We start from the raw sequence: 23,182 nt of genomic DNA on the forward strand, positions 1-23,182 counted from the left end.
ACCGCGGCCGGGGGCGCATTGCAGTGCAGCGCCGCGGCCGCGGCTTCCTGTTTCCTGTAAGGGCCCGGCCCCTGCCCTCCCCCGGCGGGAGAGGGGCGGGGCGGCGCGGGCCCGGGCTCAGCGGTCGTTCTTGAGGTACTGCAGGAACGGGTCGTTCTTGTCCAGCACGATCACGCCGTTGCCGTCGGTCATGGAGGCGCGGTAGGCCTCCAGGCTGCGGTAGAAGGCGTAGAACGCCGGGTCGGCCGAGCCGGCCTTGCCGTAGATGGCCGCGGCCTGGGCGTCACCCTCGCCGCGCAGCTGCTGGGCGTCGCGCTCGGCCTCGGCCACCAGCACGGTGCTTTCGCGGTCGGCCTGGGCGCGGATGGTGAGCGACTGCTCTTCGCCTTCGGCGCGCAGCTTGGCCGCTTCCTGCTTGCGCTGGGCGCGCATGCGCTCATAGACGTCGGTGATCACCTGGCTGTCGGTGGGCAGGTCGATCTGCTTGATGCGCAGGTCGATGATCTGCATGCCCAGCGTCTTGACCGCCTCGTTGATGCCCTGCAGCTGCCCGGCGATGAGTTCGCCGCGGTCGCCGGACACCAGCTGCTGCAGGGTGCGCGCGTTGATCTGGTTGCGCAGCGAGTCGGTGATGATCGGCGCCAGGCGGGCGTTGGCCACCTTGCCGTCGCCGCCGGTGGCGCGGTAGTAGGCGCGCACGTCGGAGATGTAGCCGATGGCGAAGAAGTCGACGCTCACGTCCTTCTGCTCGGCGGTGAAGTAGCGCGCCGGGGCGGTGTCCAGCACCTGGAAGCGGCGGTCGAACACGCGCACCGTTTCCACCAGCGGCACCTTGAAGTGCAGGCCGGGCTTGATGTCCGAGCGCACCACCTTGCCCAGGTTGAGCACCATGGCGGTCTGGTCTTCGCGCACCACGTACACCGAGCCCAGCAGGCCCAGCAGCACGGCGACCAGCAGGCCGATCACAAGGGAATTCTTCATCGGCCGGCCTCCTCACGGTTTGCCGAGCGCGAACCGGAACGGTCCGCGTTGCGAATGCTGTCGGTGGCGGCCGGCAGCGCCGGCACCGCCATTTCCGGGGTCAATTGCGGGGCGTTGGCGGTCTTGCCGGCGTCGGCCGGCATCGGCACGTAGATCAGCTGGCGGCCGTCGCCGCCGATGACCTTGCGGTTCTCGGCCAGCACGTCCTGCACGGTTTCCAGCCACAGGCGCTTGCGGGTGACTTCCGGGGCGTTCTTGTACTCAGCCTGCAGCAGGGTGAAGCGGCGCGCGTCGCCTTCGGCGCGGGCCACGATGGCCTGCTTGTAGCCTTCGGCGGTGGTGCGCGCGCGCGAGGCCTGGCCGCGCGCTTCGGGCACCACCTTGGCGGCGTAGGCCTGGGCTTCGTTGATCAGCCGTTCCTTGACCTGCTGGGCGCCGTTGACCTCGTCGAAGGCCGGCTTCACTTCTTCCGGCGGGCGCGCGTCGGGCAGGGTCAGGCCGGTGACCACCAGGCCGGTGCGGTAGGCCTTGAGCGAGGCTTCCAGGCGCTGTTCGGCGGCCACGGCCAGCGGGCCGCGGTTGTTGAGCACGGTGTTGAGGTCGGCACGGCCCACCTGCTCGCGCACCGCGCTCTGCGCCGACTGCTCCAGCACCTGGTCGGCGTCGATGGTGCCGAACTGGTACAGGCGCGGGTCGTCCACGCGGTACTGCACGTTCAGCGCCACGTTGACGATGTTCTCGTCGCGGGTGAGCACCGGCACGTTGCTGCTGAAGGTCTTGATCTGGGTGGCGTTGACCTTGACCACCGATTCGATCGGCCACGGCAGCTTGAAGTTCGGGCCCGGCTGCAGGATGCGCGAGAACTGGCCGAAGCGCAGCACCACGCCGCGCTGCTGTTCGCCGATCAGCTGGAAGCTGGACAGCAGCACCAGCAGCGCCACGCCCAGCAGTACCCAGCGCCAGATGCCGCCGTCGAACAGGTCGCGCAGCGGGCCGGGCAAGCCGCCCCATCCGCCGCCGCCATTGCCGCCGCGCGGCGAGCGCGATCCGCGCCGGTTGTCGGCGGGGCCGCCACTATCGTTGCCGCCAGGTGTGTTCCAGGCCATGCATGCTCCATCTGTCAGGGCCTGTCCGCGGGCGTTCCCGCAGTCCTGGCCGTGGTCAATCGAATCCGGATTCTACTAGATGGGGCAGACCTGACGTTTCGCAACCGCTATCTTGGTTGTCTCCCGTTCCGCCGCAGGCCATGCCATGTCCGCCCCCGCCCCGTTCACCGCCTTCCGCATCCACAACGACGACGCCGGCTACCGCGCCGGGCTGGAGCAGGTCGCCCTGGACCAGCTGAGCCCGGGCGAGGTGGTGGTGCGCGCCCGCTGGTCCTCGGTCAATTACAAGGACGCGCTGGCCGGCACCGGCCAGGGCAAGATCCTGCGCCGGTTCCCGCTGGTGGGCGGCATCGACGTGGCCGGCGAGGTGGTGGCCTCCCGCGACCCGGCCTTCCGCGAGGGCGATGCGGTGCTGGCCACCGGTTGCGGGCTGAGCGAAACCCGCGACGGCGGCTACAGCCAGTATGTGCGGCTGGAGTCGAAGTGGGCCATCCCGCTGCCGGCCGGACTGAGCCTGCGCGAGGCCATGGTGCTGGGCACGGCCGGGTTCACCGCCGCACTGGCCCTGCTGCGCATGACCGACAACCGGCAGACCCCGGCGCACGGCCCGCTGGCGGTGACCGGCGCCACCGGCGGGGTCGGCTCGCTGGCGGTGGATATCTTCAGCCGCGCCGGCTTCGAGGTGCACGCCATCAGCGGCAAGGCCGAAGCCAGGGACTACCTCACCACGCTCGGCGCCACCCAGGTGCTGGGCCGCGAGGCACTGGCCACCACCCGGCCGATGGAATCGGCGCGCTTCGGCGGCGGCCTGGACAATGTCGGCGGCGCCATGCTCACCAGCCTGCTGGCGCAGACCGCGCCCTACGGCAACGTCGCCTCGGCCGGGCTGGCCGCCAGCGCGGAACTGGACATGACGGTGATGCCGTTCATCATCCGCGGCGTGTCGCTGCTGGGGGTGGCCTCGGCCGGCACCGCGCGCGACATCCGCGAACAGGTGTGGCAGCACCTGGGCGACGACTGGAAGCCGCGCCACCTGGACACCATCTGCACCCGCGAGGTGGGCCTGGACGGGTTGCCGGAGGTGTTCGCCACCATGCTGGGCGGCGGCTCGTTCGGGCGCACCCTGGTGCGGATCGACTGAATGCGGCGCCGCGCGCGGCGTGGCGGGTTGCTTCGCATCGCAGCGGGCACGACACTATGGCCGCGACATCATCTTGGGGAAGAACGTGGCGCGTATTCTGATCGTGGACGATTCGCCGTCGCAGCTGCTCGGCATCCAGCGCATCGTCGAAAAACTGGGGCATGAAACCTTCACCGCCACCGACGGCGCCGCCGGCGTGGAAGCGGCCAAATCGGTGCTGCCCGACCTGGTGCTGATGGACGTGGTGATGCCCAACCTCAACGGTTTCCAGGCCACGCGCACGCTCAAGCGCGAGGCCAGTACCGCGCACATCCCGGTGGTGCTGGTGACCACCAAGGACCAGGACACCGACCGCCTTTGGGGCATGCGCCAGGGCGCCAAGGCCTACATCACCAAACCGTTTTCGGAAGACGAGCTGTCCGAGGTGATCGCGCGGGTGTTCGAAGGCGGCGGCGACGCGCCCGAAGCCTGATCTGTGGATGGGGCGGCTCGCCCCGCATGCTGTGGATGTGGGCTTGCATCGCACGCTGCCCCTGTAGATGCGGGGCTTGCCCCGCATGCGGCTTCCCCCGGCAAGGCCCCGTGTGGGGCAAGCCCCACACCTACGACGCCGTGGCCCCGACCTGATGCGGTCGGGCGGCGACGTTCCCGAAACCTGGCCTGTGGATGCGGGACTCGCTCCGCATGCTCGATACGAGGCTTGCTCCGCATGCTGTGGATGTGGGCCTCGCCCCGCATGCTCGATACGAGGCTTGCTCCGCATGCTGTTGATGTGGGCTTGCACCGCATGCCAGATACGGGGCTTGCTCCGCGTGCTGTGGATGCGGGACTTGCACCACGTGCTAGATGCGGGGCTTGCTCCGCGTGCTGTGGATGCGGGCATGCACCGCACGCTTACCCTGTAGATGCGGGGCTTGCCCCGCATGCGGCGTTCCCCGGCAAGGCCCCGTGTGGGGCAAGCCCCACACCTACAGGGCCGTGGCCCCGACCTGATACGGCCGCAGGGGCGCCCTCACGGGCCGCGCCTGCCGCTGGCGATACGTCAGATTTTCTCGCCGAAGGCCTTGGCCAGCGCGCGGTAGGCCTTCTGCTGGGCCTCGTTGGTCGCCACCGGGGCGATGACTTCCAGCTCCACGATCTGGTCGCCGTCGGGCTTGCCCGGCAGCCCGCGGCCGCGCAGGCGCAGCTTGCGGCCGCTGTCCGAGTCGGCCGGCACCTTCAGCTCCACCGCCCCGCCCAGGGTCGGCACGCTGATGCTGGTGCCCAGCGCCGCCTGCCAGGGGGTGACCTGCAGGGTGTAAAGGATGTTGCGGCCGTCCACCTCGAACTGCGGGTGCGCGGCGTATTCCACTTCCAGCATCAGGTTGCCGCCACCGCTGCCCTGCCCGGCCAGGCGGATCACCTGCCCGGGGCGGATGCCCTTGGGCACGCGCACGTCCAGCTGGCGGCCATCGACGTTGATGCGCAGCGTGTCGCCGTTGTAGGCCGCTTCCAGCGGCACCGACAGCTTGGCGCGGGTATCGCGCGTGGGCTGCGGCCCGGCGTTGCCGCCGAAACCGTCGAATCCGCCACGCGCACGGCCGCCCCCGCGCTGGCGCGCGAACAGGCTTTCGAAGAAATCGCTGAAGCCGCCGCCGGCACCGGCGCCGCCGAACACTTCCTCGAAGTCGAAGCCCTGGCCGCCGCCGAAGTTGGGCGGCGCGTGGAACTCCTCGCCGGGCCGGTAGCCCTGGGCGCGCAGCTGGTCGTAGGCCTGGCGCTTGGCCGGGTCGCGCAGCGCCTCGTAGGCTTCGTTGACGGCCTTGAACTTCTCCTCGGCGCCGGCTTCCTTGCTCACGTCCGGGTGGTACTTGCGCGCCAGCCGCCGGTAGGCGGTCTTGATTTCGGCATCGCCGGCCGTGGGCTCCACGCCCAATGTCGCGTAGTAATCCTTGAATTCCATCCAGACACCCTTTCGGAAAGAGTCGGGCCCGCCGCCTTGCGGCGAACGGGCCGATACGGGTTCGGCTGCCGCCGTGGCGCCATTCTAGCGGGCCACGGCGGTGCCGATGTGTGCGCGGCGCGTGCTTACGCGGTGCCGCCGGCGCTGGCCACCTGGATGCGGCGCGGCGCGGCCTCGGCGCGCTTGGGGATGCGGATTTCCAGCACGCCGTCACGGCTGCTGGCGACGATGCCTTCGGCGTCGGCGCTGTCGGGCAGCGCAAAGCGGCGTTCGAACGTGCCGTGGCGGCGTTCGATGCGCGAGAAGTGCGGGCCTTCCACCGGCGCCGGCGCGCGGCGCTCGCCCTTGATCGACAGCACGCCCTTGTCCATCTGCACCTCGATCGAGGCCGGGTCCACGCCCGGCAGGTCGGCGTGCAGCACGAACTGCGTGTCCTGTTCGCGGATGTCCACGGCCGGCACCCAGGTACCGGCCGGTGCGGCGTCGCCGGGCATGTCCAGCAACGGGGCGAGCAGATGGCGGATATCGGACTGGGTCGGCCACTGGCGGTAACGTACGATGCTCATCATCTCCTCCTGCAGGGATGCGGGCGGGCGGCCGGAATGGCGCCCTGCGCCCATGCACGGGAAATGCTGCGTGAAGGCCGCGCTTTCAAGCCGTTGACGCGGCCCTCAACCCCCACTCACTAAACTTCGATTCAGACTCTGGAGAAGCCCATGACCATCCACGTCGGCGACCGCATCCCGGAAGTGACCCTCAAGCGCATCCGCGAGGGCATGGAAACCATCGACACGCAGGCGCTGTTCGATGGCCGCAAGGCGGTGCTGTTCGCGGTGCCCGGTGCGTTCACCCCGACCTGCTCGGCGCGCCACCTGCCCGGCTACATCGAGCGCTTCGAGCAGTTCCGCAGCCGCGGCATCGACGTGTTCTGCATGGCGGTGAACGACCCGTTCGTGATGCAGGCCTGGGGCAAGGCGCAGTCGGTGCCGGACGGGCTGCTGATGCTGTCCGACGGCAATGGCGACCTCACCCGCGCCCTGGGCCTGGAAATGGACGCCAGCGGATCGGGCATGGGCATGCGTTCGCGCCGTTTCGCGCTGTACGTGGACAACGGCATCGTGCGCGCCGTGCACGTGGAGGAACCCGGCAATTTCGAGGTGTCCTCCGCCGAGTACGTACTGGCCCACCTTCCGGAGTAGCGATTCCCTTCCACCAAGGAGCACGCCCGCCATGAGCAAGCAGCCCGCCAGCAAGAAAGCCATGACCGTCCCGGCCAGCGGCATCAGCGACCGCAAGACCCTGCGCGCCAACGCACGCAGGAGCATCGAGGACGGCGCGATCACCCCGACCTATGCCGCCGACCGCAAGATGGTGATCAAGCTGCTCAACGACGCCCTGGCCACCGAATGGGTGTGCGTGCTGCGTTATTACCGCCACTACTACATGGCCAAGGGCATGCTCGCCGACGCGGTGAAGGCCGAATTCTTGGAGCACGCGCAGCAGGAGCAGGCGCACGCCGGCATGCTGGCCGAGCGCATCGTGCAGCTGGGCGGCGAGCCGGACTTCAACCCGGACACCCTCACCGCCCGCGCCCACGCCGAGTACAAGGAAGGCGGCAACCTGCGCGACATGGTGCGCGAGAACCTGATCGCCGAGCGCATCGCCATCGACAGTTACCGCGAGATGATCAACTTCGTCGGCGACAAGGACACCACCACCAAGCGCATCCTCGAGCAGATCCTGGCGCAGGAAGAAGAACACGCCGACGACTTCGCCGACCTGCTCGACGGCTGGATCGGCGAGTAACCGCGGCGAAACGCGCCTTGGCGCTTTGTGCGGAAGAGCGTGCGAGGCGAGCCTCGCACCTACGTGGGCACATCGCGCAACGTGCCGCACGCCGGGCGGAGGGGCCTGCAGGCGCCGGCGGCGGGCGCCGCGGCGGCCAACCATGAAGCATATGCCGTGGCTGGATCGTCCAATGGCACCGCAGGGCCTTCCCTGGATCGTCCAATGGCATCCAAGCGCCGGAGCGGCCGAGGACACCGTAGGTGCCGGGCTTGCCCGGCACAGGGGCCTTCCCGATATCGGGCACGAAGAGCGTGCGAGGCAAGCCTCGCACCTACGCGGGCACAGCGCGCACCGCTCAGTGCGCCACGCGGAAGCGGATGCGGGTCCAGGCACCGTCCGCGGCCAGTGCGGTGAGGCTGTGCTCGCCCGGTTCGTCGAAGTCGCGCACGAACGCGCGCGCGCCTTCTGTCTGCGCGATCCAGCGCCCGTCCAGCAGCCACTGCACCGTGGTTTCGCTGCCGATCGCCCGTATCTGCAGGCGCGGGCCGTGCACCGCGCCCGGCGCGCGCGCCACGGTGGCGCGGTCGGTGAGTCCGTCGATGTGTAGGGCGGCATCCTTGCCGCGGCCGTCGTCGGGGCAGTCCGGCGACAGCGGTGGCAGCTGCTGTGCCTGGCGCTGCGCCTGCGACAGCCATGGCGAGGCCAGCGCCGGCCAGCGCGCGACTTCGCGCGCCTGCCGCTGCGGGTGGCCCTCGCAGCCGGCCGACAGGCGCTGGCCGCTGCGCGCATCCACCTCGAAGCGCACCTGCCCGGACTGCCACAGCCGCGCATCGCGCTCGGCGAAGGTCGGCGGCACGGTGCCGTCCAGCGCCAGCGCGTCGAGCCGCCGCTGGCACAGCGCCGGCGGCGTGTCGGTGGCGGCCAGGCCCAGCGGCCAGCACACCGCCACCTCGCCAACGCTGGCCGGCATCGGCGGCGTGTCGCTGTCGCCGGGCTGGCGCGGCAGGCTGTCGATCACTTCGAACATCAGCGGCAGCGCGGTGACCGCGCCGTATTGGCCGGGCAACGGCGTGCCGTCCGGGCGCCCCACCCACACGCCGACGGTGTAGCGGCGGGTGCTGCCGATCGCCCAGGCGTCGCGGTAGCCATAGCTGGTGCCGGTTTTCCACGCCACCGGCGGGCGGCTGCCGGTGTCGAAGGTGCCCAGCCCGTAACCGGGGCGCGGGTTGGACTGCAGGATGTCGCGCACGATCCACGCCGCGCCCGGCGACACCAGCCGGCGTTCGATGCGCGGGTCGTCGGCGGTGTAGCGCACGCGCCCGGCGATGCCCTGGCGGTTGAGCGCGGCGAAGGCGCCGACCAGGTCCTCCAGGCGCGCGCCGGTGCCGCCCAGGATCAGCGCCAGGTTGGGCTGCACCCCGTGCGGGAAGCGCAGCTTGATGCCGGCGTTGCCCAGCCGCGCGGCGAAGCGCGACGGGCCGACGCGGTCGAGCAGGTCCACCGCCGGTACGTTCAGCGACAGCCGCAGCGCGGTGGCCGCGCCGACCGGGCCGTTGAACGCGGCGTCGAAGTTGCCGGGGCGGTAGCCGCCGAAGCTCTGCGGCGCATCGACCAGCAGGCTTTCGGAATGGATCAGCCCGTCGTCCAGCGCCATGCCGTACAGGAACGGCTTGAGCGTGGAGCCGGGCGAGCGCCAGGCCTGCACCATGTCCACGTGGCCCAGCCGCGCCTTGTCGGCGAACGCCACCGAACCGACGTAGGCGCGCGCCTCCAGCGTGGCGTTGTCCATTACCAGCAGCGCGGCGGAGGTGCGCTCGGGCAACTGCGAGAAATACGCGGCCACGCGCTCTTCCAGGGTGCGCTGCAGGCCGCTGTCCAGGGTGGTCTGGATCTGCGCCGCGCGCGGTTGCGCACTGTGCAGCCGCTGCGCCAGCAAGGCCGCGTGCAGCGGCTGCTGCAGCGAGCGTGCAACCACCGGCTCGATGCGCGCATCGGCCACCGCTTCGTCCGACCAGGCGCCCAGCTCGGCCATGCGCGCCAGCACCTTGTCGCGGGCGCGGCGCGCGGCCTCGGGGTGGCGGTCCGGGCGCAGCCGGCTCGGCGACTGCGGCAGCACCGCCAACAGCGCGGCTTCGGCATGCGACAGCCGCGCCGCCGGCTTGCCCAGGTAGGCCCAGCTGGCCGCTTCCACGCCTTCGATGGTGCCGCCGTAAGGCGCGCGCTCCAGGTACAGGTCCAGGATCTGCGCCTTGTCCAGGTGCGCCTCCAGCTGCAGCGCGCGCAGCAACTGCTTGGCCTTGCCCCACGGCGTGCGCGTGTGCGGGTCGAGGATGCGCGCCACCTGCATGGTCAGGGTGGAGCCGCCGGAGACGATGCGGCGCTCGGCCAGCATCTGCCCGCCGGCGCGCAGCAGCGCCCACGGATTGATGCCGGGGTGCCGCCGGAACCAGCGGTCCTCGTAGGTCAGCAGTGCCTGCAGGTACAGCGACGAGACGGTCTTCGCATCGGCCGGGTAGCGCCACACGCCCTGCGCATCGGCGAAGGCGCGCAGCGGCGTGCCGTCGCGGGCGACGACCAGGGTGCCGGTGTCGCGTGCGGCCGGCAGCGGCAGCGGGAAGGCGATATCCAGCACCAGCAGCAGCGACAACAGCGCCACCGTGCCCCAGCGCAGCCATGGCAGCAGGCGCCGCAAGCGCCCGCGCGGCGGCCGCATCGCCGGATCAGTGCCGCGTTCGCCTCCCGCGCCCGCGGCGGGCGCGGGAGCGGGAGGTACCGGAGTGCGGGGTGCGGCGCTCGCCATCCATCATCCATTCATTGCCGCGCGGGCGCGCGCGGTGGCATGCGCCCGCGGTGATCGTCATGGCTGCACGACGGTGATCGTGGTCGGGTTGGACCGGCCCACGCCGCGCAGCTCGGGACGGTACATGTCCTCGGCCAGCGGCGGCGGCACGGTGTAGGTGCCCGGGGTGACCGCGCGCACCAGGTAGAACACCCGCGCGGTGCTGCCGCGCGACAGGTTCAGCGCGGCCACGTAGCGGTCGTCGCGGAACTCTTCGTGCTTGGCATCGGCCGCGCCGCCACGGTCGTTGATCTGGATGCCGTCCACCACCACGTCGGCCCATTGTTTGGCGTCGCCGAGGTTGAAGTTCTCGATCTCCAGGCCGGCCGGCAGCAGGTCGGTCAGCAGTGCGTCGGGCATGGCGGTGTTGGCAGTGACGCTCAGGCGCACGATCAGCGCCTCGCCTTCCTTCAGCGGCCGCGGGGTCCACGGCTTGCCGTCGGTGGTGAACCAGGCGCGCTCGATGCCGATCACGCTGTTGTCCGGCGCCGGCGCCTGCCGCGGAATGCCGGCCACTTCCAGGCTGGCGAACATCGGCGCCTGGCCCTGCGGGGTGAAGCGCACGCCCTGCGCCAGCTGCGTGGCGTCGAACACCCGCGCGAACAGCTTGCGCGCGTCGATGGCTTCGCGCGCCGGGCCCACCGCCAGTTCACCGGAGACCAGCTTCTTCTGGTCGGCCATCAGCGCCTTGCCCAGCCGCGCCAGCGCCACCTGCTCCTGGGTGCTCAGCCACAGCCAGCCGGCGTTGCGGCGCGCGTCCAGTTCGCGGCCCAGGCTGACCGCGCGTGCGTCGTACCCGGGCTTGGCCAGGCCGTGCTCGTGCAGCAGCGCGATCATCAGCGCGTCGTCGCGCAGCGGGCTGCCGTAGTCGCCGAAATACGCCGGGCGGTCCTTGCCGGCCATGCCGAAGCCGGCGGCGATGGCGGCCTGGCCGCGCTTGCTATCGCCCTGCAGCGACAGTGCCACGCCCAGGTGCACCAGCGACAACCCGGTCACCGCCTTGCCGCGCTCGTTGTCATACAGCGCGCGCAGCGTGCCCAGCGGGGCGCGGTTGACCCGGGCCAGCACGTAGCCCGAATACGCCTGGTTGGCGAACTTCAGCGCCTCGCGGCGGTCCTGGCCGTAGAACTGGTTGCCGCCGCTGAGCAGGTCCTCGCTGATCCGGTTCAACGCCTTCTGCAGCACGTTGTCCGGCACCGCGAAGCCGGCATCCTTGGCGTCGAGCAGGAACTCGGCGATGTACGGGGTCAGCGCCGGGTTGACGTAGTCGTCGCTGCCCCACATCGAGAAGTTGCCGTTGGCCACCTGCATCGAGGCCAGCCGCCCGAACGCGCCTTCCATGCGCTCGCGGCGGGCCTTGGCGTCCAGCCCGTCGGCGCCGAGCATGGCCGAGGTGGCCTGGTCCAGCAGCAGTGCCGCATAGCCCTTGCTGGTGGTCTGTTCGGCGCAGCCGTAGGGGTAGTTCAGCGCGCCCTGCAGGGCCGAGGCGAACGGGATCGGCGGCAGCGGGCTGACCAGCATGCGTGCGTGGACCGAACCGGCCATCAGCCCGCCGGCGAAGGCGCTGTCCAGGGTGACCGGCGCCAGCGGGTCGAGCGTGCGGGTCTGCGCGCGCAGCACCTGCGGCCAGGCCGCGCGCACCGGCAGGTCGTAGCGGCGGTCGACCTTGAAGCCGTTGCCGTCCACCCGCACCCGCACCTTGGCCACGGTGTAGCCCTCCTGCGCGCTGAGCGGGAAGCTCAGGGTCTGCTTGGCGTCGGCGGCCAGCTGCAGCCGGCGCGCGGCCTCGCCGATCGCCAGCGGGCCCTCGCCGTCCACCCGCACCGTGAACTCGCCGGGCTTGCCGGTGAAGTTTTGCACGTCCAGGGTCACCGTGCTGCGGTCGCCAGGGGCCATGACCCGCGGCATGCTGGCCTCGGCCAGGATCGGCGCGCGCACCACCGTTTCCACGTCGCGGTTGCCGTAGCGCGTGTCCGAATACACCAGCGCCGACACCCGCAGCGTGCCGTTGAAATCCGGTACCGGCAGGGTGATGCGGGCGTTGCCCTTCGCGTCGAGCGCGACCGGGCCGGAGAACAGGTCCACGGTCTGCACCCGCGCGGTCGGGCGCCGCGCCTGCGGCAGCGCCTGCAGCGCCATGTCGCCGCCGAACTTGAGCTTGCCGCTGTTGCCCTCGAAGCTCTCGATCACCCGCCCGTAGATGTCGTAGGCGTCCACCCCCAGGCGGCGCTGCGCGAAGAAATGCGCGTTGGCGTCGGGCACCGCGAAGCGGGTGATGTTGAGGATGCCCACGTCCACCGCCGAGACGGTGACGTGCGCCGGCTTGCCGGCCAGCTCCGGCGCGCTGACGGTGACCGTCATCGGCTGTTCGGGGCGCATCTGCTTCGGCGCCACCAGGCCCACCGCGATGCGGCGGTCACGGCGGTCCATCGGCACGTGCGCCACGCCCACGGCGCGCGCCGGGGTGATCTTGCTGGACGCGCTGCCGCCGCGGAACACCAGCGCGGTGACGTAGACGTCGTGCCGCTCCCAGTCCTGGGTGACCGGGATCTCGAAGGTGCTGCCCGGCTTGGCCTCGATGTCCTGCACGTACAGCATGCGGTCGCTTTCGACCATCAGCACGCCACGCCCGGCATGCGGCGGGGTCAGGGTCACCTTCAGCGTGTCGCCGGCCTTGTAGCCGGTCTTGTCCAGGGCCAGCTTGACCTTGTCCGGGCGCGCGTCGAGCCCGCGGTTGTCGTCGTTCCAGCTCCAGCCGGCGCGGAACGGGTAGCGCATGGTCAGCCCGGTGGCCGGGTCGAACACGTCCACCCGGTATTCGCCCCACTCCACCGGGAAGTCGAACCGGGCGGCGGTGGCACCGACATCGAGGGTGCGGGTTTCCTTGTTCTCGAAGCGGCGGGTGAAATCGTAGTCCCAGCGGTTGTCGGTGAAGGTCCAGTGGTAGTCGCGCAGTTCGCGCACCAGGGTGACCTTGAGCCCCTTGGCCGGCTGCGGCTTGCCGTCGGCATCCACGCGCAGCAGCTCGAAACGCGCGTTGGCGTTGGCGTCGGCGCCATCGGTGTCGCTGAACAGCGGGCGCACCGCGACCAGCGCCGGTGCCGGCCACAGCACGCGCTTGAGGGTGCGGGTGACGGTGCGGCCGCCGGTCTCGTAGACGCTGGCCGAGACCAGCGCCGCCACCGGCGTACCCTTGCCGACCTCGTCCGGCAGGGCGATGTCCTGGCGCAGCCGGCCGTCGCTGGGCAGGGTGGTGTCGATCACGTCGCTGGCGTCGCGCGGCAGGCTCACGGTCGGGTCGCCGAAGAACCAGCCCGGCATCGATTCCAGCGGGTGCTGCTCCACCGCCACCGCCAGCCGGGCGGTGAAACGGTTGCCGTCGGCCGGCGCGCCGTACAGGTACGCGGCGTCGGCCTGCAGCTTCAGCGGTTCGCCCGGCTTGAGCGTCTTCTGCGTGCTGTCCAGGTCCAGCTTCATGCGCTCGGGCAGGAATTCCTCGATGCGCAGGGTCAGGCCCTGCACCGCCTCCTTGCTGGCCGGGTCGGTACGGAACTCGACCTGCCAGCGGCCGGTGGGCGCCTCGGCCGGGATCGCCTGTTCGAAGCTGAAATAACCCTGCGCGCCCGGCTGCAGGCGGGTTTCGCGGAACACCTTGCCGTCGGGCTGCTTGAGCCGCAGGAACACCGGCTGCGCGCCCTTGTCCGGCGCGGTCACCGGCTTGCCGTCGTTGTCGCGCAGCAGCGCCGACACGCGCACCGTCTCGCCGGGGCGGTACAGGTCGCGGCCGGACCAGGCGAACACGTCGAACCATGCGTTCTGGCGCCCGGCCACGGCGAACTCGCTCAGGTCCAGCGCCGGCTGGTTGAACGGCAGCATCGTGGTGTCGGCACCGCTGCTGGCCACCAGCACGTGCGCGGCGTCCAGGGTGTAGTTGAGCAGCGCGTTGCCGTTGGCGTCGGTCTGGCCCTTGAGGATGGTCTCGCCCTTGCCGTCGAGCACCCGCAGCTCGACCTTCTTCAGCGGCGCGCCGGAGGCCAGCGAGGCGGTGTGCACGAACAGCTGCTCCTTGTAGGCGCGGGTGTGCAGGCCGATGTCGCTGACGGTGAAGAACGCGGTGTCGTACTCGCCCTCGAAACTGCCGGCGCGCTTCATCACCGCGAAGTACAGGCCCGGCTGCTGCAGCTCGCGGATCTCCTGGATCGGCAGGTAGGTCAGCACCCGTTCGTTGGGCTTGCCGCCGAGCACGAAGCGGTTCAGGTAGACCGGCTCGGCCAGCTGCGAGATCGGCGTGTGCTCGCCGTAGTCGCTGTCCAGCTCCCAGCTGCCGCGACGGCCGCCGCGCTGGTACTGGCTGAAGAAGCTGGGCAGGTTCTTCTCGCCCACGCGCAGGAATTCGACGTCCACTTCCGGCACGTTGACCGACACCACCGGCAGGCCGCGGCTCTCGCGCGCCGGCAGCACGCTGCCCTGCGAGGCGAAGCCGGCGGCCGGCTTCAGTTCGCCGGTGAACACCTGCTGGCGCACTTCGCGGCCCAGGCGGCTGCCGTCGGCGGCGAGCAGGTCGGCCGAGACGACCAGGGTGTAATCCCTGGCAGCCTCGACATAGGGATAGCGCAGGGTCTTGCCGTCATCGGACAGCGACCAGCTGCTGTCCTCGGTGCCGACCTTTTCCTCGAAGCGCAGCAGCTTGTCGAAGTCCTGGGTGCCGACCAGCGGCTGCGAGAACTCCACCGCAAGCGACAGCCCGTCGCCGCCCTTCTGGTCGGGCCAAACGCGCACCAGCGCGAAACCCTTGACCTCGTCGCGCTTGGCCTGGATCGCCTCGCCGCTGGCGCCGGGCAGCTGCCCGGTCTCGTTGCGCTTGCAGCCGGCCAGCATCGCCAGCGCCACCAGCGCGGCGGCGCCCCAGCGCATGTGCTTCCACTTCCTGTTGCCCATGGCGTTCTCCTGCAGACGCGGCGAGTATAGCCGCCGCCCGGGAACCCCTCGTGTGCGCGACGGCACGCCTGCGGTGGCGAGCCGGCTGCGCCCGGGCCTTTCAGAACGTGTCGCCGGGCACGCGTACCGCGCCCTCCATCAGCACCCGCGCCGAGCGCGACATCACCGCCTTGGTCACCGTCCACTGGCCGTCGACCCGGGCCACCGCGGCGCCCACCCGCAGGGTGCCGGAGGGGTGGCCGAAGCGCACCGCCTCGCGCTGCCCGCCGCCGGCGGCCAGGTTCACCAGCGTGCCCGGCACCGCCGCGGCGGTGGCGATGGCGACCGAGGCGGTGCCCATCATCGCGTGGTGCAGCTTGCCCATCGACAGGGCGCGCACGTTGAGGTCGATGTCGGCGGCGGCGATGTGCTTGCCGCTGGAGGCGACGTAGTCCCTGGCCGGCGCGACGAAGGCGACCTTGGGCGTGTGCTGGCGGGTGGCCGCTTCTTCCGGCGCCCGGATCAGGCCCATGCGCAGCGCGGCGGCCACGCGGATGGCCTCCAGCCGGGCCAGCGCCGCCTTGTCCTCGTTGATCGCCGGCTGCAGTTCGGTGCCGTCGTAGCCGATGGCGGCCGCGTCGACGAACACGGTGGGAATGCCGGCGGTGATCATCGTCACCTTGAGCGCGCCGACGCCGGGCACGTCGAGCTCATCGACGAGGTTGCCGGTCGGGAACATCGAACCGCCCTCGCCTTCGTCGTCGGACGGATCGATGAACTCCAGCACGATCTCCGCCGCCGGGAAGGTGACGCCATCCAGTTCGAAATCGCCGGTTTCCTGCACCTGTCCGTCGCGCACCGGCACGTGCACGATGATGGTCTTGCCGATGTTGGCCTGCCACACCCGCACCGCCACGGTGCCATCGCGCGGGATGCGCGCGGCCGGGACGAAACCGTTGGCGATGGCGAACGGCCCCACCGCGGTGCTGAGGTTGCCGCAGTTGCCCGACCAGTCGACGAACGCGCTGTCGATGGAGACCTGACCGTACAGGTAGTCGACATCGTGGTCCGGCACCGAGGCCGGGGCGATGATCACGCACTTGCTGGTGCTCGACGTCGCCCCGCCCATGCCGTCGGTGTGCTTGCCGTACGGGTCGGGCGAACCGATCACGCGCATCAGCAGCGCGTCGCGCGCCGGGCCGGGCACCTGCGCCGCTTCCGGCAGGTCCTGCAGGCGGAAGAACACGCCCTTGCTGGTGCCGCCGCGCATGTAGGTGGCGGGAATGCGGAGTTGCGGGAGAAATGCCATGGAACGGTTCCTTGCGATGAAAGACGGCCCGTTGCCGGGCCGTCGGGGTATCAGGCCACCCGGGCGCCTTCCAGGAAATCCTGGGCGAAGCGCTGCAGCACGCCGCCGGCCTCGTAGATGGCCACTTCCTCGTCGCTGTCCAGGCGGCAGGTCACCGGCACCTCGACGCTGCTGCCGTCGCGGCGGTGGATCAGCAGGGTCAGGTCGGCGCGCGGGGTGCGCTGCCCGACCACATCGAAGGTCTCGGTGCCGTCGATGCCCAGGGTGTTGCGGTCGGTGCCCGGCTTGAACTCCAGCGGCAGCACGCCCATGCCGATCAGGTTGGTGCGGTGGATGCGCTCGAAGCCCTCGGCGACGATCGCTTCCACGCCAGCCAGGCGCACGCCCTTGGCCGCCCAGTCGCGCGAGCTGCCCTGGCCGTAGTCGGCACCGGCGATGATGATCAGCGGCTGCTTGCGCGCCATGTAGGTCTCGATCGCTTCCCACATGCGCATGACCTTGCCTTCCGGCTCCACCCGCGCCAGCGAGCCCTGCTGCACGCTGCCGTCGGCGTTGCGCACCATCTCGTTGTAGAGCTTGGGGTTGGCGAAGGTGGCGCGCTGCGCGGTGAGGTGGTCGCCGCGGTGGGTGGCGTAGGAATTGAAGTCCTCTTCCGGCAGGCCCATCTTCGCCAGGTACTCGCCGGCGGCGCTGGACGGCAGGATCGCGTTGGACGGCGACAGGTGGTCGGTGGTGATGTTGTCCGGCAGCACCGCCAGCGGGCGCATGCCGCGCAGCGTGCGCTCGCCGGCCAGCGCGCCCTCCCAGTACGGCGGGCGGCGGATGTAGGTGCTGCGCGGGCGCCAGTCATACAGCGGGCTGACCGGCGCGCCATGCTCGACGCGCACGTTGAACATCGGGTTGTAGACGCTGCGGAACTGTTCCGGCTTGACCGCGGCCTTGACCACCGCGTCGATCTCGGCGTCCGACGGCCAGATGTCCTTCAGCCGCACGGCGTTGCCGTCGGCGTCCACGCCCAGCACGTCCTTCTCGATGTCGAAGCGCACGGTACCGGCGATGGCGTAGGCGATCACCAGCGGCGGCGAGGCCAGGAACGCCTGCTTGGCGTAGGGATGGATGCGGCCGTCGAAATTGCGGTTGCCCGACAGCACGGCGGTGGCGTACAGGTCACGGTCGATGATTTCCTGCTGGATCGCCGGATCCAGCGCACCGCTCATGCCGTTGCAGGTGGTGCAGGCGAAGGCGACGATGCCGAAGCCCAGCTTTTCCAGCTCGGGCAGCAGGCCGGCCTCTTCCAGGTACAGCTGCACCGCCTTGGAACCGGGCGCCAGCGACGACTTCACCCACGGCTTGCGCACCAGCCCGCGCGCGTTGGCGTTGCGCGCCAGCAGGCCGGCGGCGATCACATTGCGCGGGTTGGAGGTATTGGTGCAGCTGGTGATGGCGGCGATGATCACCGCGCCGTCGGGCATCAGCCCCTGGGCTTCCTCGCCCCTGCCGCTTTCCAGCTTGGCTTCGTCGGCGATGCCGCGCTCGGCCAGCTCGGACACCGGCAGGCGCCGGTGCGGGTTGCTCGGGCCGGCCATGTTGCGCACCACCGTGGACAGGTCGAAACGCAGCACGCGCTCGTACTGCGCGGTGGCCAGCGCGTCGGCCCACAGGCCGGTGGTGCGCGCGTAGTTTTCCACCAGCGCCACCTGCGATTCCTCGCGGCCGGTCAGGCGCAGGTAATCGATGGTCTGCTGGTCGATGTAGAACATTGCCGCGGTGGCGCCGTACTCCGGGCACATGTTGGAGATGGTGGCGCGGTCACCGATGGTCAGCGCCGCGGCACCCTCGCCGAAGAACTCAAGCCAGGCGCCGACCACGCGCTCCCTGCGCAGGAACTCGGTCAGCGCCAGCACCACGTCGGTGGCGGTGATGCCCGGCTGCGGCCTGCCACTCAGTTCGACACCGACGATGTCCGGCAGGCGCATCCACGAGGCACGGCCGAGCATCACGTTCTCCGCCTCCAGCCCGCCGACGCCGATGGCGATCACGCCCAGTGCGTCCACGTGCGGGGTGTGCGAATCGGTGCCGACGCAGGTGTCCGGGAACGCTACCCCATCCTGCACGTAGACCACCGGCGACATCTTCTCCAGGTTGATCTGGTGCATGATGCCGTTGCCCGGCGGGATCACGTCCACGTTCTGGAACGCCTGCTTGGTCCAGTCGATGAAGTGGAAGCGGTCTTCGTTGCGGCGGTCCTCGATGGCGCGGTTCTTGGCGAACGCGTCCGGGTCGAAGCCGCCGCACTCCACCGCCAGCGAGTGGTCGACGATCAGCTGCACCGGCACCACCGGGTTGACCTTGGCCGGGTCGCCGCCCTTTTCGGCGATGGCGTCACGCAGGCCGGCCAGGTCCACCAGCGCGGTCTGGCCGAGGATGTCGTGGCACACCACGCGCGCCGGGAACCACGGGAAATCCAGGTCGCGGCGGCGCTCGATCAGCTGCCTGAGCGAATCGCCGAGCGCGGCCGGATCGCAGCGGCGCACCAGGTTCTCGGCCAGCACGCGCGAGGTGTACGGCAGGGTGGCGTAGGCGCCGGGGGCGATGGCATCGACCGCCTCGCGGGCGTCGAAGTAGTCCAGCGCGGTGCCGGGGAGTTGCTTGCGGTGATCGGTGTTCATGGCGGGCCTGTGAGGGTCTGGGCTTGCTGTCGTGGCGGGTGGGCTGGCGGCTGCGCCGAGCCGCCGCACCCCGGAGAATCCGAAGGCTGCCCTCCCCGCCTGCGGGGGAAGGTGCCCGAAGGGCGGAGGGGGAACCCTGGCGTTGCCTGTCGACCTTCGTCCACCCGCACGAAGCCGGGCGTACGCGCCAGCCGCTTCCCCTCGCCCGGCCCTTCCCCGCGTACGGGAGAAGGGCCTGGTCTTCCGCACGCGGAAGACGCGATGCACGGCTTACGCGCGCTGGTCCAGCGGCACGAAGGCCTGGTCTTCCGGACCGGTGTAGTTGGCGCTGGGACGGATGATCTTGCCGTCGATGCGCTGCTCGATGATGTGCGCGCTCCAGCCGGCGGTGCGCGCGATCACGAACAGCGGGGTGAACATGGCGGTCGGCACGCCCATCATGTGGTAGCTGACGGCGCTGAACCAGTCCAGGTTCGGGAACATCTTCTTGATGTCCCACATCACCGTTTCCAGGCGCTCGGCGATGTCGTACATCTTCATGTTCTGCTGTTCGGCCGACAGCTCGCGCGCGACCTCCTTGATCACCTTGTTGCGCGGATCGGACACGGTGTAGACCGGGTGGCCGAAACCGATCACCACTTCCTTGCGCTCCACCCGCGCCTTGATGTCGGCCTCGGCCTCGTCCGGCGTCTCGTAGCGCTTCTGCACCTCGAACGCGACTTCGTTGGCGCCACCGTGCTTGGGCCCGCGCAGCGCGCCGATGCCGCCGGTGATGGCGCTGTACATGTCGCTGCCGGTGCCGGCGATGACGCGGCAGGCGAAGGTGGACGCGTTGAATTCATGCTCGGCGTACAGGATCAGCGAGGTGTGCATCGCCTTGACCCACGAGTCGCGCGGCTGCTCGCCGTGCAGTAGGTGCAGGAAGTGGCCGCCGATGGAGTCGTCGTCGGTCTCCACGTCGATGGCGCGGCCGTTGTGGCTCCAGTGGTACCAGTACAGCAGCATCGAACCGAGGCAGGCCATCAGCTTGTCGGCGATGTCGCGCGCGCCCGGGTGGTTGTGGTCGTCCTTCTCCGGCGACACGCAGCCCAGCACCGACACGCCGGTGCGCATCACGTCCATCGGGTGCGCCGACGGCGGCAGTTCCTCGAGCGCGGCCTTGACCGCGGCCGGGATGCCGCGCAGCGCCTTGAGCTTGGCCTTGTAGGCGCGCAGCTCGGCCTGGTTCGGCAGCTTGCCGTGCACCAGCAGGTGGGCGATTTCCTCGAACTCGCTGGTGTTGGCCAGGTCCAGGATGTCGTAGCCGCGGTAATGCAGGTCGTTGCCGCTGCGGCCGACGGTGCACAGCGCGGTGTTGCCGGCGGCGGTGCCGGACAGGGCGACGGACTTCTTGGGCTTGAAGGCGGGCGTGGCGGTGGTCTGTTCTGACATGGTCTTCTGCCTTTCGAGGGAAGGTTTACGGTTGTTTCTGCGGCTCGTCGCCGGGCGCCGTGGTGGCGCGTTCCAGCAACCGCTGCAGCATTTCGATCTGGCGGTTCTGCTGTTCCACCAGCAGCGCCCATTCGCGGGTGCGCAGCAGGTCCAGCTTCTCGTGGATCTGCAGCACTTCCAGCTCCGCTTTCACGTTGACCTGGTAGTCGTTCTCGGCACGCATGCGGTCCACCGCCGCCTGCCGGTTCTGGCTCATCATGATGATCGGTGCCTGCACCGCGGCCAGGCACGACAGCACCAGGTTGAGCAGGATGTAGGGGTACGGGTCGAACGCCCGGGCCAACAGGAAACTGTTGACCACCATCCACACCACCAGCACCACGCCGAAGCACAGGATGAAGGTCCAGCTGCCGCCGACTTCGGCGACGCGGTCGGCGACCCGCTCGCCCAGCGTGCGCGACTCGTGCAGCTCGCGGCGCACGTTGCGCGAGACCCGCCCGCCGGAGATGAAGCGTTCGACCACCACCCGTTCCTCGGGCGTGAGCTGCTCCAGGTCGCGCTGCAGCAGGCGCCGCGCGGTGTCGCGGCGGTCGACGCGGGTGCGGTGGGAGGACGGGGTCGCCATGGCGGGTATCAGGTGGCCGCAGGGACGGCCATCATGCGCCCTTCTGCGCGAATACCTTGTCCAGCTGCGCCTCGAAGGCGTGGTAGCCGATGCGGTCGTACAGCTCCTCGCGGGTCTGCATGGCATCGACCACGCCACGCTGGTGGCCGTCGCGGCGGATCGCCTCGTACACGTTCTCGGCGGCCTTGTTGGCGGCGCGGAACGCCGACAGCGGGAACAGCTGGATGGCGACGCCGGCCGTGGCCAGCTCGTCGCGGCTGAACAGCGGGGTCTTGCCGAACTCGGTGATGTTGGCCAGCACCGGCACCTTCACCGCGTCGACGAAGCGGCGGTAGGTGTCCAGGTCGTAGGCGGCCTCGGCGAAGATGCCATCGGCACCGGCCTCGACGCAGGCGATGGCGCGTTCGATGGCCGCGTCCACGCCTTCCATCTGGATGGCGTCGGTGCGGGCGATCAGGAAGAAGTCCGGGTCGGTCCTGGCGTCGGCGGCGGCCTTGACCCGGTCCACCATCTCGCCCTGCGACACGATTTCCTTGCCCGGGCGGTGGCCGCAGCGCTTGGCGCCGACCTGGTCTTCGATGTGGCAGGCGGCGGCGCCGGCCTTGATCAGCGACTTCACCGTGCGCGCGATGTTGAACGCGCTCGGGCCGAAGCCGGTGTCGATGTCCACCAGCAACGGCAGGTCGCACACGTCGGTGATGCGGCGCACGTCGATCAACACGTCTTCCAGGGTGTTGATGCCCAGGTCCGGCAGCCCCAGCGAGCCGGCCGCGACGCCGCCGCCGGACAGGTAGATGGCCTTGTAGCCGGCGCGCTTGGCGAGCAGCGCGTGGTTGGCGTTGATCGCACCGATCACCTGCAGGGGCTTTTCGGCGGCCAGGGCGGCGCGGAACGCGGCGCCGGCGGAGGAAACGGACATGACGGGACTCCTGGTATGGCGGCGGCGAGAGCGCCGTTCCGCGATGGCGCACAATCTGGCACCATCCAAACCATTGATCAATCTTGATTCAAATAATCAACATATCGACCCCATGACCGAACCCGCCGACCCCGAACTGATCCCCGCCAGCGACGCCTGCGCCCTGCTCGGGATCAGCCCGGCCACGCTGTACGCCTATGTCAGCCGCGGCCAGCTCAGTTCGCGGCCCGGGCCGGACCCGCGCAGCCGGGTCTACCTGCGCGCCGAGGTGGAGCGGCTGGCGCAGCGCAAGCGCGCCGGCCGCGGCGCGGCGCGTGGCGCGGCGCAGAGCCTGGACCGCGGCCTGCCGGTGCTGGAAACGCGGATCTCGCTGATCCGCCCGGACGCGCCGTACTACCGCGGCCGCTCGGCGGTGGCGGCGGCGCGCGGCGGCGCCACCCTGGAAGACATCGCGCGGCTGCTGTGGGACTGCGAGGAACAGGATCCGTTCGCCGCGGCGCCACCGCCGGCGTGGCCGCCGCGGGTGGCGGCGCTGGCGCTGGACGCAGCGCTGCCGCCGCTGGAACGGACCATGGCCTGCATCCCGCTGCTGGCGCTGGAACAGCGGCAATCGCTCAACGCCGCCGCGCCGGTGCGGCGCGAGGTGGCGGCGATGCTGCTGCGGCAGAACGCCGCGCTGCTGGTGGGGGTGCAGCCCGACGCGCGCCCGGTGCACCGCCTGCTGGCCGATGCGTGGCAACCCGGCGATGCCGGCTTCGCCGAACTGGTGCGCTCGGCGCTGGTGCTGTGCGCCGACCACGAGCTGAACGTGTCGGCGTTCGCCGCGCGCGTGGTCGCCTCCACCGGCGCGCACCTGCACGCCACCGTCAGCGCCGGCCTGGCCGCGCTGTCGGGGCCGCGCCATGGCGGCGCCACCGCGCGCGCGCATGCGCTGCTGCTCGATGCCAAGGCCAGCGGCGCGCCGGCGGCGTTCATCGCCGAACGCTGGCGCCGCGGCGACGAACTGCCCGGCTTCAACCACCTGCTCTATCCCGATGGCGACCCGCGCGGCGGCGAGATGCTGCGCCAGCTGCGCGCGCTGTGCGGCGGGCAGCCACGCATGCGCCACGTCGAGGCGGTGCTGGCGGCCACCGCCGAACACAGCGGCCAGCACCCGAACATCGACGGCCTGCTGGCGGCGATCTGCTACGTGCACGGCCTGCCCGGCGCGCATGCGCTGGTGATGTTCGCCGCCGCGCGCCTGACCGGCTGGCTGGCGCACGCATTGGAACAGCAGGCACTGGGCACGCTGATCCGCCCGCGCGCACGCTACACCGGGCTGGCGCCCGGGCGCTGACCGCGGCGACGGCACCCAGGCATGCAGGCAGCTAATGCCTGCCGCAGCTTATTCGCGTTGGTCGCGCGCGCGCGGCCTGCCTATCCTGCGGCAGCGCTTTCCAACCTGCAGATGACCGTGATGCCCCCAGTCCTGCGGCGGCCCTGCCGCCTTGCCGTACCCGCGCTTGGCCTGGCGCT

16 protein-coding genes are annotated in these 23,182 nt (G+C 70.6%); 5 read left to right on the forward strand and 11 right to left on the reverse strand.

Going from position 1 to position 23,182, the window contains the following annotated elements; genetic code table 11:
• Positions 1–117: 117 nt before the first annotated feature.
• Both B1L07_11260 and B1L07_11265 read right to left on the reverse strand, forming a co-directional pair.
• Positions 118–981, reverse strand: coding sequence for a protease modulator HflC (locus B1L07_11260; GenBank protein ID AUZ55566.1), 864 nt, complete (start codon positions 979–981; stop codon positions 118–120).
• A complete protein-coding gene (locus tag B1L07_11265; GenBank protein AUZ55567.1) occupies positions 978–2,087 on the reverse strand; it encodes an HflK protein in 1,110 nt (369 codons plus the stop codon). The genes B1L07_11260 and B1L07_11265 overlap by 4 nt, the downstream gene beginning before the upstream one ends.
• Positions 2,088–2,232: 145 nt before the next feature.
• Between B1L07_11265 and B1L07_11270 the strand changes: the two genes are divergently transcribed.
• Together B1L07_11270 and B1L07_11275 are read left to right on the forward strand one after the other, a co-directional pair.
• The gene (locus B1L07_11270) at positions 2,233–3,228 is read left to right on the forward strand and encodes an oxidoreductase (GenBank protein ID AUZ55568.1); all 996 of its coding nucleotides are present in this window, start codon (positions 2,233–2,235) and stop codon (positions 3,226–3,228) included.
• 85 nt (positions 3,229–3,313) lie between these two features.
• Entirely contained in the window at positions 3,314–3,700 is a 387-nt protein-coding gene (locus tag B1L07_11275) for a response regulator (GenBank protein AUZ56563.1), read from the forward strand.
• 570 nt (positions 3,701–4,270) lie between these two features.
• Here B1L07_11275 and B1L07_11280 read toward each other — a convergent pair.
• Positions 4,271–5,170, reverse strand: coding sequence for a cytochrome C biogenesis protein (locus B1L07_11280; protein ID AUZ55569.1), 900 nt, complete (start codon positions 5,168–5,170; stop codon positions 4,271–4,273).
• Positions 5,171–5,295: 125 nt separating this feature from the next.
• A complete protein-coding gene (locus B1L07_11285; GenBank protein AUZ56564.1) occupies positions 5,296–5,736 on the reverse strand; it encodes a heat-shock protein in 441 nt (146 codons plus the stop codon).
• A gap of 150 nt (positions 5,737–5,886) precedes the next feature.
• On the opposite strand from B1L07_11285, the gene B1L07_11290 reads away from it, so the two are divergent.
• Both B1L07_11290 and B1L07_11295 read left to right on the forward strand, forming a co-directional pair.
• Complete coding sequence (locus B1L07_11290; protein ID AUZ55570.1) at positions 5,887–6,369, forward strand: peroxiredoxin; 483 nt, start codon at positions 5,887–5,889, stop codon at positions 6,367–6,369.
• A gap of 31 nt (positions 6,370–6,400) precedes the next feature.
• A complete protein-coding gene (locus B1L07_11295) occupies positions 6,401–6,976 on the forward strand; it encodes a bacterioferritin (GenBank protein ID AUZ55571.1) in 576 nt (191 codons plus the stop codon).
• Positions 6,977–7,313: 337 nt separating this feature from the next.
• On the opposite strand, the gene B1L07_11300 is transcribed toward B1L07_11295, so the two are convergent.
• The 7 genes from B1L07_11300 to B1L07_11330 all read right to left on the reverse strand — a co-directional run bounded on the left by B1L07_11300 (position 7,314) and on the right by B1L07_11330 (position 21,667).
• Positions 7,314–9,671 (reverse strand): penicillin-binding protein 1C, encoded by a 2,358-nt coding sequence (locus B1L07_11300; protein AUZ55572.1) that lies wholly within the window; start codon positions 9,669–9,671, stop codon positions 7,314–7,316.
• Between the two features lie 144 nt (positions 9,672–9,815).
• Positions 9,816–14,711: a hypothetical protein gene (locus B1L07_11305; protein AUZ56565.1), complete on the reverse strand. Its 4,896-nt coding sequence runs from the start codon at positions 14,709–14,711 to the stop codon at positions 9,816–9,818.
• 124 nt (positions 14,712–14,835) lie between these two features.
• Positions 14,836–16,023, reverse strand: coding sequence for a putative methylaconitate Delta-isomerase PrpF (locus B1L07_11310; protein AUZ55573.1), 1,188 nt, complete (start codon positions 16,021–16,023; stop codon positions 14,836–14,838).
• A gap of 50 nt (positions 16,024–16,073) precedes the next feature.
• A complete protein-coding gene (locus B1L07_11315) occupies positions 16,074–18,692 on the reverse strand; it encodes a Fe/S-dependent 2-methylisocitrate dehydratase AcnD (protein ID AUZ55574.1) in 2,619 nt (872 codons plus the stop codon).
• A 270-nt stretch (positions 18,693–18,962) separates the two neighbouring features.
• Positions 18,963–20,123, reverse strand: coding sequence for a 2-methylcitrate synthase (locus B1L07_11320; GenBank protein AUZ55575.1), 1,161 nt, complete (start codon positions 20,121–20,123; stop codon positions 18,963–18,965).
• Positions 20,124–20,148: 25 nt separating this feature from the next.
• Positions 20,149–20,748 carry a cyclic nucleotide-binding protein gene (locus B1L07_11325; protein ID AUZ55576.1) on the reverse strand — a complete coding sequence of 200 codons (600 nt, stop codon included), beginning with the start codon at positions 20,746–20,748 and terminating at the stop codon, positions 20,149–20,151.
• 31 nt (positions 20,749–20,779) lie between these two features.
• On the reverse strand, positions 20,780–21,667 hold the full coding sequence (locus B1L07_11330; protein ID AUZ55577.1) for a methylisocitrate lyase: 888 nt from the start codon (positions 21,665–21,667) through the stop codon (positions 20,780–20,782).
• Positions 21,668–21,779: 112 nt separating this feature from the next.
• On the opposite strand from B1L07_11330, the gene B1L07_11335 reads away from it, so the two are divergent.
• A complete protein-coding gene (locus B1L07_11335) occupies positions 21,780–23,003 on the forward strand; it encodes a citrate synthase (GenBank protein AUZ55578.1) in 1,224 nt (407 codons plus the stop codon).
• The last annotated feature ends 179 nt before the right edge of the window (positions 23,004–23,182 follow it).

It is taken from the genome of Stenotrophomonas acidaminiphila (genome assembly GCA_002951995.1).
In the GTDB taxonomy this organism is placed as follows: Bacteria; Pseudomonadota; Gammaproteobacteria; order Xanthomonadales; family Xanthomonadaceae; genus Stenotrophomonas; species Stenotrophomonas acidaminiphila_A.